Origin of the sequence: Mixta mediterraneensis (genome assembly GCF_014946725.1) — a bacterium.
In the GTDB taxonomy this organism is placed as follows: domain Bacteria; phylum Pseudomonadota; class Gammaproteobacteria; order Enterobacterales; family Enterobacteriaceae; genus Pantoea; species Pantoea mediterraneensis.
In genome coordinates this window covers 777041-790181 of the sequence record NZ_JACFXY010000001.1, presented here as the reverse complement: position 1 = coordinate 790181, position 13141 = coordinate 777041, and the positions used below count along the sequence as shown (strand labels likewise).

The window sequence follows — 13141 nt, the reverse complement described above, 5'->3', positions numbered from 1 at the left end:
TTAACGCCCCAGATAAACGTCGATAACCTGCTCGTTGGCCTGCACATCGCGCAACGATCCTTCAGCCAGGACCTGACCCTGATGCAATACCGTGACGTGATCGGCGATGGTTTCGACAAAGCCCATGTCATGCTCCACCACCATCAGCGAGTGTTTGCCCGCCAGGCTGCGTAACAGTTCGGCGGTATAATCGGTTTCGGCATCGGTCATGCCTGCCGCCGGTTCGTCCAGCAACAGTAGATGCGGCTCCTGCACCAGCAACATGCCGATTTCCAGAAATTGTTTTTGCCCGTGCGACAGTAAACCGGCTCTGCGCTTACGTTCGCCGCCTAAGCGCAGCAGTTTCAGCACATCATCGATGCGATCCTGCTGCTCACTATTCAGCCTGGCGCGCAGGCTGGCCCAGACGGACTTATCGGTTTTCAGGGCGATTTCCAGGTTTTCAAACACCGTTAGCGCCTCAAAAACGGTAGGTTTTTGAAATTTTCGGCCAATCCCTGCGCGGGCAATATCGACGGGTGAAAGCTGGGTGAGATCGCTGTCCTGGTCGTAAACCACCCGACCATTATCAGGCCGCGTTTTGCCGGTGATCACATCCATCAGTGTGGTTTTACCAGCGCCGTTGGGGCCGATCACGCAGCGCAATTCACCGATGCCGATCTGTAACGAAAGATCGGTCAGGGCACGAAAACCATCAAATGAAACGTTAATTTTCTCCAGCAACAAAACCGGATCGGTTTGTGCGCGGTAACGATCAGAGGGATGCGGCTGGGTAAACAAGGATTCAGTCATCTTTCCTCCGGCGTAGCAGGCCAATCACGCCACGCGGCAGAAACAGCGTGACCAGGATAAACATCAGACCAAGGAAGAACAGCCAGTATTCCGGGAAGGCAACGGTAAAAAAGCTTTTTGCGCCGTTAACGATAGCAGCGCCAAGCAGCGGGCCGATCAGCGTGCCACGCCCGCCGAGCGCTACCCAAATAGCGGCTTCAATGGAGTTAGTAGGCGACATTTCGCTGGGGTTAATGATGCCAACCTGCGGCACATAAAGCGCGCCCGCCAGACCACACAGCACAGCTGACAACGTCCAGACAAACAGCTTGAAACCTTTTGGATCATAGCCGCAAAACATTAAGCGGTTTTCAGCATCACGTACCGCTGTTAATACGCGACCAAATTTGCTGCGTGTCAGTGCAAATCCTGCGGCCAGGCTCAGCAGCAGCAGCAGAACGGTGGCGACAAACAGCCCGATGCGCGTGCTGGTAGCCGTGATGCTGAAGCCGAGCAGGGTGGTGAAGCCGGTAAAGCCGTTGTTGCCACCAAAACCGGTTTCGTTACGGAAAAACAGCAGCATCCCGGCATAAGTCAGCGCCTGCGTCATGATCGAGAAATAAACGCCTTTGATTTTAGATCGGAAGGCGAAGAAGCCGAACACCAGCGCGAGTACGCCCGGCATCAGTACAATCAGGCACAAGGCCCAGGCAAAATGTTGCGTTCCTGCCCAAAACCAAGGCATCTCGTTCCACGACAAAAAGGTCATAAATGCGGGTAAGTCATTGCCCGATGCCTGGCGCATCAGGTACATACCCATTGCATAACCACCTAATGCGAAAAACAGACCGTGACCTAGCGACAGCAATCCTGCGTAGCCCCAAACCAGATCGAGCGCAACAGCAACCACGGCGTAACAGAGAATTTTGCCTACCAGCGTCAGTGTATAAGTGGAGATGGCCAGCGGATGCGTGGCGGGCAACAGCGCCAGAAACGGCATCACCAGCAGCGCAAGCGCGACTAAGGTGCCGATACTGAGCGTCAGGCGTGGCGCCTTACGCGCCACGGTTAAAGTCATGGGCTGCGTCATCAGTCAGTCACCCTTCCTTTCACCGCAAACAGACCTTGCGGACGTTTCTGAATAAACAGCACGATAATCACCAGGATCAGGATTTTGCCGAGCACCGCTCCGATTTGTGGCTCCAGCACTTTATTAAGAATGCCGAGGCTAAAGGCCGCCACTACGGTTCCCGCCAGTTGCCCAACACCGCCCAACACCACCACCAGGAAGGAGTCGATGATATAACCCTGACCTAATTCCGGCCCGACGTTCCCCAGCTGCGACAGCGCCACGCCCCCTAATCCGGCAATACCGGAACCGAGGCCAAAGGCCAGCATATCCACGCGTCCGGTTGGCACACCACAGCAGTCGGCCATGGCGCGGTTTTGTGTCACCGCCCGCACGTTCATGCCGAGTCGGGTGCGGTTCAGCAGTAGCCAGGTCAGCGCCAGCACGCCCGTTACAAACAGGATCACCGCGATGCGATTCCACGGCAGGACCAGATTGGGCAATACCTGTAAGCCGCCCGACAGCCAGTTTGGGTTAGCGACTTCAAGGTTCTGCGCGCCGAACAGCATACGCACCAGTTGGATCAGCATCAGGCTGATGCCCCAGGTCGCCAGCAGGGTTTCCAGCGGACGGCCATACAAATGACGAATGATGGTGCGCTCCAGCGCCATGCCAATACAGGCGGTGAGCAGAAACGCGACCGGCAATGCCAGCAGCGGATACCACGCCAGATACTGCGGCGCGAACTGCTGAAACAAATTCTGCACAAACCAGGTCGCATAGGCGCCGAGCATCAGCATTTCGCCGTGGGCCATGTTAATCACGCCAAGCAAGCCATAGGTAATAGCCAGACCCAGAGCGGCTAACAGCAAGATGGAACCGAGTGACAGGCCGCTAAATGCCTGACCGAGCAGATCGCCCCACATCAGGCGCTGTTTGATTTGGTGCAGGCTCGCGGTCGCCGCTTCACGCACCGTCGCGTCGGGTTCGTTGCTGGCCTGCGTTAAGCGTTGCAGGCTGGCCTGCGTATTCGGATCGCTTGATTCGCCCAGCAATTTGACGGCTTTCAGGCGCACCAGGGGTTGAGGATCGGCGAGTTGCAGGCTGGCCGCCGCCATCGCCAGCGCAGCGTGCACATGGCTATCCTGCTCAGCGGCAAGGCGTTTTTCGATCAACGGTAGCTGATCGGCAACGCCGTCGTTTTGCAGTTGCCGGGCAGCGCGCAGGCGTAAGCTGGCATTATCGCTAACCAGTTGGTGAGCGGCGAGCGCGCCAGCCACTAAGACGCGCAGCCGGTTGTTCATGAAAACTTTTTTCACGTTGCCGGTTGGCTGTAGGCTGGCATCAAGCGGCAGCAGTTTGTCACCCATCCGGCTGAACGGCTGTTTGTTTTGGTCGATGACCACGCTTTCCGCTTTCAGCGCTTGCAGCAATGGCAAACGACTAACATCTGGCGTGGCGGCCCATTGTTGTAATAAGGCGACCTGCTGCGTGCGGCTGGCCGCAGCGAAGTCTGCCGCCGTTCCGGCGTTGGCAAACAGCGGTAGCAGAAGCAGCAGGCTGAACAGGCAGAGGCGAAGATTCATGATAGTGGGCCTCGTGAGCGTTGAGATTGAGCAGATGTCCCGCAACCTGCCTTCTCCCGCAAAGGAGAAAGGGCAGGTTGCGGGCAAAATCGGCGCTTACTGCACGGTTTTTACCGGATGATCAGGTTTCTTATCGTTTCCGGCGATATACGGACTCCACGGCTGAGCGCGAACCGGTTTTTCGGTTTGCCACACCACGTTGAACTGACCGTTTTCCTGGACTTCGCCAATCATCACCGGCTTATGCAGATGGTGATTGGTCTGGTCCATGGTCAGGGTAAAGCCATCCGGTGCCTTAAAGGTTTGACCGGCCATTGCTGCACGCACCTTATCCACATCGGTCGTGCCTGCTTTTTCTACCGCCTGCGCCCACATATGAATGCCAACATAGGTGGCCTCCATCGGATCGTTAGTGACCACAGTATTGGCATTCGGCAGGTTATGCGCCTTAGCGTAGGCACGGTAACCCGCCACGAATTTGGCGTTGGTTGGGTTATCAACTGACTCAAAGTAGTTCCACGCGGCTAACTGGCCGACCAGCGGCCTGGTATCGATACCCCGTAATTCCTCTTCGCCCACTGAGAAGGCGACAACCGGAATGTCGGTCGCTTTGACACCCTGGTTCGCCAGCTCTTTGTAGAATGGCACGTTGGAATCCCCGTTGATGGTCGATACCACGGCAGTTTTACCGCCTGCGGCAAACTTTTTAATATTGGAAACAATGGTCTGATAATCGCTGTAACCAAACGGCGTATAGACCTCTTCAATATCTTTATCCTGAACGCCCTTCGAATGCAGGAAGGTGCGCAGGATCTTATTGGTGGTGCGCGGATAGACGTAATCCGTTCCCAGCAAGAAGAAGCGTTTAGCGCTGCCTCCGTCTTCGCTCATCAGATATTCCACCGCAGGAATCGCCTGTTGGTTTGGTGCTGCGCCGGTATAGAACACATTGGGTGACATCTCTTCACCTTCGTACTGCACCGGATAAAACAGCAGGCCGTTCAACTCTTCAAATACGGGCAGCACCGATTTACGCGACACCGACGTCCAGCAGCCAAATACCACGGCGGCTTTATCTTGCGTCAGTAACTGGCGCGCTTTCTCGGCGAACAGCGGCCAGTTAGAAGCGGGATCGACGACCACCGGTTCCAGTTTTTTGCCCAGCACGCCACCTTTGGCGTTAATTTCATCAATGGTCATCAACGCGACATCTTTCAGCGGCGTTTCTGAAATCGCCATGGTCCCGGAAAGGGAGTGCATGATCCCGACTTTAATGGTGTCAGCGGCCTGAGCGCCCCAGGAAAGGCCCATGCTGACAACCGTAGCGGAGAGTGCGAAAGCCTTAAGCAACGAACGTCTTTTCATCGTTTTTAAACCCCTAAGTGTATTTTAAGTTATTCAATGAGTTGAAGCCGGGCCTGCTGTAACATGTGTAAAGTAATTTTCCTGACTTCCGCCTTACTCACGGCGATATGGGCGGTCAGGATGCGCTGCGCCTCCTCGGTCTGTTGCTGAAAGATCGCCTGTAAAATCTGGCCGTGCTCCCGGTAGGTCGCATCGACACGATCGTCGCGGGTAAAGTCGAGGCGACGAATAATGCGGATTTTTTCGGTTAATTCAGCGTGGATGCGCGCCATCTCACGGTTACCCGCTGATGCCACCAGCGTTATATGAAACGCTTCATCGTGTTGCGAAACGGTTTTTCCGTCCTCAAGCCGTTCCGCCTGCAGCCAAAACTGCTGAAGTTCTGCCAGCAATGTGCTGCACTGTGCCGATGGCATAACGCACAGACGCTTCACTGCTTCGCACTCCAGCACGGTGCGCAGATCGTAAAGTTCTTCGAAATATTCAAAATCGAAGTTTTTCACCTGCCAGCCACTGCGGAACCACACTTCGACGTAACCCTCTCGCTCCAGCCAGAAAAGGGCCTGACGCACCGGCGTGCGGCTGACTTCCATCCGCTCGGCAATTTCACTCTCGCTGAAGCGATCGCCGGGCATCAGGCGAAACTCGAAAATGTCATTTTTCAGGGCCTGATAGACGCGTTCTGCCAGCGCTTCCGGGCGACCTTTACTGCGTTGCGATAAGGTTGGCATCAAGGTTCCTTATTTCAGCCATAACAGCGTATCGCCAGGGCTGACCGGGCGACCGGCCTGACAAGCGATGCGTTTCACCCGACCGGCCTGCGGTGCGACAATGGCCAGCTCCATCTTCATCGCTTCCACGATGACCAGTGTCTGTCCGGCTTCGATTTCGTCGCCCGGCTGCACCAGCACTTTCCAGATGTTACCGTTCATATCCGCCTGGACCGCGCGTGCGCTGTCATCGTGTTCAGGCGTTGCCAGCGTCTCTTCGTGGACGAGGGGGACGTTCTGCTCTTTCTGCGTCCACAGCGTCACTTCCTGCTCAAAAGCAGCAGTCTGGCGTTGACGAAAATCCGCGATAGAGGCGGCGTTATCCGCAAGGAATTGCTGGTGTCCGGCAAAGTCAAACTGGGTCTCTTCAATGCGGATGCTGGCACGGCCTTCGCGGAAGTCATCGCGTAACTGATCCAGCTCTTTTTCACTGACCGGATAGAAGCGCACCTGATCAAAAAAGTGCAGTAGCCACGGCTCGCTGGCAGCGAACTGATCGTTTTTGAGGAATTTGTTCCAGATTGGCAAAGTACGCCCGACCAGCTGATAACCGCCGGGCGAATCCATGCCGTAGATGCACATATACATGCCGCCAATGCCCACTGTGCCTTCAGCGGTAAAGGTACGAGCCGGGCTGTATTTAGAACTCAGCAGACGATGGCGTGGATCGACCGGTACCGCGCAAGGCGCGCCGAGATAAACATCACCTAACCCGAGGATCAGATAACTGGCATCGAAAATCGTGTCGCGCACCGCTTCACGGCTGGCTAAACCGTTAATACGTTGAATAAAGTCAACGTTATTTGGCAGCCACGGCGCGCTGGCGCACACCGTTTCCTGGTAGCGTTCAACTGCGCCCAGCGTGGCGCTGTCTTCAAATGCCATTGGCATCCAGACAATACGCGACGGTACTTTCAGCTGGCTGACATCGCCCAGGGTGGCTTCCAGCTCCAGCAGTAATGTGATGAGCTGCGACTGGCTTAGTACGCGACTGTCATAACGTACCTGCAATGAGCGCACGCCAGGCGACAGTTCTTCCACACCCGGCATCGCGCGTTCACGTAGCGCATTCATCAGCAGGTGCACGCGCAGACGCAGCGCCAGATCCAGCACATTATCGCCGTATTCGATCAGTACATATGTATCGCCCGCCTGGCGATACACGGCTTTTGGCGTACATTCGGTGGCGTTGATGGCCGCCAGAATGGTGGCAGAACCAAATTCATTTTCCGCCAGCGATGGCACACTGAACTGCGGCGCGTGTTCCGGGCGCAGCGTATCAACCACGTGTGTCTGTGCTTTTTCCAGCGCCACGGCTTCATCAGCGCTGATGGGATGGAAACGAATTTTGTCGCCCGGTTTTACCTGGCCTACTTTCCACAGCTCAGCTTTGGCAATGGTTACCGGACAGACGAAGCCGCCGAGGCTGGGGCCGTCATGGGTGAGGATCACCGGGAAATCGCCGGTAAAGTTCACGGCGCCAATGGCGTATTCGCAGTCATGAACGTTAGACGGATGCAACCCGGCTTCGCCGCCGTTGGCGCGGGTCCAGGTGGGTTTTGGTCCTACCAGACGTACGCCAAGACGATTGGAGTTGTAATGTACCTGCCACTCGCTGGCAAAGAATTCATCAATCGCTGCCTGGGTAAAGAAATCGGGCGCGCCATGGGGGCCGTACAGCACGCCGATGCGCCATTCCGTACCGTAATGCGGCACCAGCGCGGTATCCAGGGCCTGCGGTTCGTTAACCGGAGCAGGGGTCGTGCAGGCGGCCAGCTGTGGCTGCGAAATGGCCAGCATGTCAGCCACACGCAAGGTTCGGCCAGCGTGCCCGCCGAACTGACCGAGCGAGAAGGTTGAACGGCTGCCAAGATATGTTGGCACGTCAAAACCATTACGCACCGCCAGATAACTGCGGCAACCACTGCATGCGCGTCCCAACGCCAGGGTCTGTCCGGCTTTAATCTTCAGCGGCTGCCAGTAATGAACCGGCTCACCCTCCAGCGTGGCGGCACAATCTGCGCCGGTCAGAGCAATCGTGGCATCACTATGGAAACGCAGCGTTGGGCCTTGCAACGTGAATTCCAGCCCGGCAGCGGCCTGGTCGTTGCCGACAATGCGGTTCGCCAGGCGGAAAGCGAAATCGTCCATCGGGCCGGAGGGGGGAACGCCGATGTCCCAGTAACCGAGCCGCCCTGGGAAATCCTGGATTGAGCTGAAGGTGCCGGGTTGGAGCACCTCAACTACCGGGGCAGAAGGGGTAAAGCTGTCAAGGTAGCGTGTCCAGACATTGCCGCTACGGAACGCCCCGGTAGCAACAATCTGGCGTAAGTAGTCGAGGTTGGTGGCGATGCCGTGCAGTTGCGTGGCGTTGAGTGCACTCTGCAATTTTTCCAGCGCGGCGTCGCGCGTGTCGGCATGGACGATAAGCTTAGCCACCATCGGATCGTAGAAGCTGGAGACTTCGGTGCCGGTATCGATCCAGCCGTCAATGCGCACGCCGTCCGGGAAGCTGACATGGGTTAACACGCCGGGGCTGGGCTGGAAATTTTTCAACGGATCTTCGGCATACAGACGCACTTCAATCGAGGCGCCTTGCGGTGGCTGTTGCAGACGCGGCCAGTCAATCGCTTCGCCCGCTGCCACTTTTAACATGCATTCAACTAAATCAAGGCCGGTAACGCACTCGGTAACTGGATGTTCTACCTGGAGGCGGGTATTCACTTCGAGGAAGTAAAACGCGTCCTGTTCAGCATCGTAGATATATTCCACTGTTCCGGCACTGCGGTAATTCACCCGTTCACCAAGACGAACCGCAGAAGCCAGCAATGCATTGCGCGTCGCCTGCGGCAGATTCGGTGCTGGCGTCTCTTCTACCACTTTTTGATTGCGACGTTGCAGCGAACAATCACGCTCGCCCAGCGCAACCACCTTGCCGTTGCCATCACCGAAAATTTGCACCTCAACGTGACGCGCGCGATCAATACAGCGCTCAAGAAATACGCCGGCATCGCTAAAAAACTGTTCACCCAGACGGCGCACGCTTTCTCACGCATTGCCCAGCGCTTCGGCATCAGCGCAGCGCGTCAGGCCGATGCCGCCACCGCCCGCCGTGCTTTTCAGCATCACCGGATACCCAATCTGTTCAGCCGCGCTGAGGGCCTCCTCACGCGTTGCCAGTAAAGGCGTGCCGGGCGTCATGGGAACACCGGCACTGGCAGCCAGTTCACGTGCGCGGTGTTTCAGCCCAAACTCGCCAATCTGCTGGGCGGTCGGGCCGACAAAAGCGATACCGGCTTTTTCGCAGGCAGCGGCGAACGGCAAACTTTCGGACAGAAAACCGTAGCCGGGCCAAATCGCCTCTGCTCCGGTTTCTTGCGCTGCTACGAGGATTTTGTCGATACGCAAATAACTGTCGCTGGCTTTGTCGCCGCCCAGCGCGATCGCGACATCGGCATCTTTCACATGCTGCGCGTTGCGGTCGGCATCGGAATACACCGCCACGCTTTTCACGCCAAGACGTTTTAAAGTGCGGATGGCGCGGCAGGCAATTTCGCCACGGTTAGCAATCAACACGGTATTGAACATGGTTTAGTTACTCCCCTGCATAGCGAGCCAGTTACGCCAGCCGCCAAATTCGGTGATTTCCAGCGCGGTCTCCAGCGCGGAACCTTCACAAATAAAACCTTTCACCACCCGGCCATCTGCCAGCGTCAGGCTGCCCATGCCTAGCGGCGGTGGGATTTCGGCAACAAACTCACCAAAGCGCGCCAGCGGAATATCCCATAGCTCAACGGTGATGGCAGAACCGTGTTCGGCACGCATCAGGCCTGGTTTTTTGATGGGGCCGTCCAGCAGGGCAAACAGGCGATAGCGGCTGGCCGTTTGCGTTTCTTCGACTAAAACTGCCTGACGAGTGGTGAGCTGGAAGTTAAGTGGCATGCCGGTCAGATGTGCGCCGACCACGGCGATGCGGACATGGTCGTGTGAAACCGGTAACGGGCGATGTTGCGCGGGCTGCACCCTGCCGGTCGCTCCTAACGGCAGCGCCATCTGCTGTTGCCAGCGCAGGCCAAAGCTTGCCAGCGCGCGATCGTGCCAGGCAGGAGCAATCAGCGTGATGCCGGCCGGTAAATCGTCATTACGGAAGGGGCCAGGTAGCGCCAATGCGGCAAGATCGGCCAGATTAGTGAAATTGGTGTAAAACCCGAAATGCGAGTTGTAATGCACCGGCTCTTGCTTCATCTCTTCCAGCGTGTGGATCGTTGGCGAAGTCGGGACTACCAGCGCATCAAATTGTGCCAGCGTGTGTTGAATCTGACGCGTCAGCGTCGCACGCAAATATTCCGCCTGATACGCTTCGACCGCGCTGTATTTCAGACCGCTGGATACGATGCCGTATACGGTCGGGTCCATCTCTTCTGGGTGGTTGATCATCTCACCCACCGCCACGGTGCGTTCTGCCACCCAAGGACCGTAATAAAGCTGTTCCGCTAATTGCTGGAACGGCGCGAAATCAATCGGGTGCAATTTGGCACCGCATGCCAGCAACGCTTCCAGTGCCTGATCCCATGCAGCTTCAGCGGTGGCATCATCAAAAAATTCAGGATTAGCCGGGATGGCGAAATCGGGACGCGCTTTCATACTGGCAGGCGCGGTATGGGGATTAACACGTGAATAGGCATCGGCGTTGTCGTAACCGCCCGCCGTGCAGGCAACGGTAAACGCATCTTCAACCGTTAAAGCGAATACGGAAATGGTGTCATTGAGGCGGCAGGCTGGCACCACGCCGCTGGCCGAGAACCAGCCTTTGGTCGGCTTCAGGCCCACCAGATTGTTGAATCCAGCCGGTACGCGGCCAGATCCGGCAGTATCAGTGCCGAGCGAGAAAGCGACTAAGCCACGCGCCAGTACTGAAGCGGAACCGGAACTGGACCCGCCGCTGACATAATCGGGATCGAACGTGTTGCGCACTGCGCCATACGGTGAACGAGTGCCGACCAGCCCGGTCGCATACTGATCAAGGTTAGTTTTGCCTATTACGATAGCGCCTGCGGCTTTAAGTTGAGCAACCACGAACGCGTCTTTTTCGGCAGTGAAGGAGAAGGCAGGGCAAGCGGCGGTGGTCGGCCAGCCTGCGACATCAATATTGTCTTTCACCGCAAACGGCACGCCAAACAGCGGCAGCGCGGCAGGGTTACGTTGATAGCTGTCCAGCAGCGACTCAATCTGCGCCCTGATTTGTGCCGGGGTGGCCAGATAGATCCAGGCGTTGTCTTGTGCGTCGATCGCAGCAAGGTGCGCGTCCAGCAGGGCGTAAATCTGTAGCGGTTCCTGTTGGTAGCGATGCAGCCACTCGTTAAGGGTTAAGCCAAATGTCGAAGCCATGCGATGAATTCCAACTGGTATACAAGATGGAATTCAACAGAGCAAAGGCTGTGCCAGATTTTTAACGCTATGATTAGGAAAATAAAACTTATCGGTCATAAGATTACATGATGATAAAATGCACAAACGCAGCGCAGGATTTGCGCAATTGCGGTGCGTTTTGGTCAGTTGCGTAAATTTTGTGAAGAACATGGCAAGAGCGCAATCGCCTGGTTAGCATGAAGACAATCTGGCACGTAGCCGGAGCCCGGAAACAGAGGAGATTTACGTGGAGAAGTGGCGTAACTGGATGATAGGGATCTGTCTGGTCAGCACGGCCAGCAGTGCATGGGCTGATTCACTGGACCAACAACGGCAACGTTATCAGCAAATTAAGCAGGCCTGGGATAGCAATCAAATGGACACCGTAGATCAACTGCTGCCGACGCTACAAAATTATCCGCTGTATCCCTATCTGGAATATCGCCTGCTGGCACAGGATCTCGATCAGGAAACCAGCCTGGCCGTGAAGAATTTTATTCAAAAATATCCCACCTTACCGCCAGCGCGGTCGTTAAAGACTCGTTTTGTGAATGTGTTAGCACATCGCCAGGACTGGCAAGGGCTGCTCAACTTTAGTCCTACCGAACCGAAACCGGTGCAGGCGCGCTGTAACTGGTATTATGCCAAATGGTCCACCGGCCAGCAGCAAGCGGCGTTTGATGGCGCAAAACAAATTTGGCTACGGGGTTCTGCGTTGCCGAATGATTGTGACAAGCTTTTTTCGGTGTGGCAGGCTTCCGGTCAGATGTCGCCTATCACCATTCTTGAACGTATCCGTCTGGCGATGAAAGCGGGCAATGATGGTCTGGTAAATTATCTGGCGAAGGCGCTACCAGCGGATTATCAAACCATGGCAGATGCCGTAATGGCCTTGCAAAAGGATCCCTTAGGCGTCACGAATTTTGCCAGCGCAGTGGGGCCAACCGATTTTACCCGTCAGGCAACGATCTATGCCTTTACCCGCGTAGCACGTCAGGATATGGAAAACGCGCGCAGTATGATCCCGATTTTGGTACGTGCCCAAAAGATGGGGGCAACCGATGAGCAGGCGCTGAAAGAGATTGTGGTGTGGCGCATGATGGGCAGCGATCTGACTGCAGAACAGGCGCGCTGGCGCGATACTGTCGTTATGAACAGCGAATCGACGGCGCTGGTGGAGCGCCGTATCCGACTGGCCCTGACCGAAAACAATCGCCGTAGCCTGAATACCTGGATTGCGCGGCTGCCCGTTGAAGCCAAGGAAAAAGATGAATGGCAATACTGGCAAGCGGATTTGTTGTTCACACAGGGACGCAACGAAGAAGCAGAAGAGATCCTGCGCAAGCTGTTAAAACAGCGCGGCTTCTATCCAATGGTTGCCGCGCAGCGTCTGGGCGTGCCGTACCCGTTAAAAGTGGATGAAGCGCCAGCGCCGGACAGTGCAACCTTACAGGGAGCGGAACTGGCACGGGTACGCGAGCTGATGTACTGGGGGCTGGATAATCTGGCCCGCAGCGAGTGGGCAAACCTGGTGGCGAGCAGAACGCATGTTCAGCAGCAGATGCTGGCGCGGTACGCTAACGAGCAGAATTGGTGGGATCTCAGCGTACAGGCCACCATCACCGCAAAAATGTGGGATAGCCTGAAGGAACGCTTTCCGCTAGCCTGGCAGAGCGCGTATAAGCAGTACACCCATGATAAGGGTATTCCGCAGAGCTATGCGATGGCCATTTCGCGTCAGGAAAGCGCGTGGAATCCGAAAGCGCGTTCACCGGTGGGCGCCAGCGGGCTGATGCAGATTATGCCAGGTACAGCGACGCATACCGTGAAGATGTATAACATTCCCGGCTATGTGAATAGCAGCCAGCTGCTTGACCCACAGACTAATATTCAGATTGGTACGCAATACCTGGAATACGTCTTTCAGCAGTTTGATCAGAACCGTATTTTCGCGTCAGCCGCCTATAACGCAGGTCCTGGCCGCGTGCGCCGCTGGCAGAATACCAGCGCAGGTAATCTGAATGCGGTGGCCTTTATCGAAACCATTCCGTTCTCGGAAACGCGTAGCTATGTGGAAAACGTGTTGGCTTACGACGCGTATTATCGTCACTTTATGGGCCAGCCGGATAATATCCTGTCAGATGGCGAGTGGAAACGCCGTTACTAGCTGT

Annotated in this window: 7 protein-coding genes and 1 pseudogene; 1 reads left to right on the top strand and 7 read right to left on the bottom strand. The window is 56.1% G+C overall.

Annotated features, from left to right (window positions below; all coding sequences use genetic code 11):
• The 7 genes and pseudogenes from urtD to atzF all read right to left on the bottom strand — a co-directional run bounded on the left by urtD (position 1) and on the right by atzF (position 10949).
• Complete coding sequence (gene urtD, locus H2P46_RS03860; protein WP_193403874.1) at positions 1-792, bottom strand: urea ABC transporter ATP-binding protein UrtD; 792 nt, start codon at positions 790-792, stop codon at positions 1-3.
• Positions 785-1861 carry an urea ABC transporter permease subunit UrtC gene (gene urtC / locus H2P46_RS03855; protein WP_193403873.1) on the bottom strand — a complete coding sequence of 359 codons (1077 nt, stop codon included), beginning with the start codon at positions 1859-1861 and terminating at the stop codon, positions 785-787. The genes urtD and urtC overlap by 8 nt, the downstream gene beginning before the upstream one ends.
• Positions 1861-3426 carry an urea ABC transporter permease subunit UrtB gene (gene urtB, locus H2P46_RS03850; protein ID WP_193403872.1) on the bottom strand — a complete coding sequence of 522 codons (1566 nt, stop codon included), beginning with the start codon at positions 3424-3426 and terminating at the stop codon, positions 1861-1863. Before urtB ends, urtC begins: the two co-directional genes overlap by 1 nt.
• 96 nt (positions 3427-3522) lie before the next feature.
• Positions 3523-4791 carry an urea ABC transporter substrate-binding protein gene (gene urtA / locus H2P46_RS03845; protein WP_193403871.1) on the bottom strand — a complete coding sequence of 423 codons (1269 nt, stop codon included), beginning with the start codon at positions 4789-4791 and terminating at the stop codon, positions 3523-3525.
• A 29-nt stretch (positions 4792-4820) separates the two neighbouring features.
• Positions 4821-5522: a GntR family transcriptional regulator gene (locus H2P46_RS03840; RefSeq protein WP_193403870.1), complete on the bottom strand. Its 702-nt coding sequence runs from the start codon at positions 5520-5522 to the stop codon at positions 4821-4823.
• A gap of 9 nt (positions 5523-5531) precedes the next feature.
• Positions 5532-9149, bottom strand: a pseudogene (gene uca / locus H2P46_RS03835) (urea carboxylase).
• Between the two features lie 3 nt (positions 9150-9152).
• Positions 9153-10949 carry an allophanate hydrolase gene (gene atzF, locus H2P46_RS03830; protein ID WP_193403869.1) on the bottom strand — a complete coding sequence of 599 codons (1797 nt, stop codon included), beginning with the start codon at positions 10947-10949 and terminating at the stop codon, positions 9153-9155.
• Between the two features lie 268 nt (positions 10950-11217).
• On the opposite strand from atzF, the gene sltY reads away from it, so the two are divergent.
• Positions 11218-13137 carry a murein transglycosylase gene (sltY, locus tag H2P46_RS03825; protein WP_193403868.1) on the top strand — a complete coding sequence of 640 codons (1920 nt, stop codon included), beginning with the start codon at positions 11218-11220 and terminating at the stop codon, positions 13135-13137.
• Positions 13138-13141: the final 4 nt, after the last annotated feature.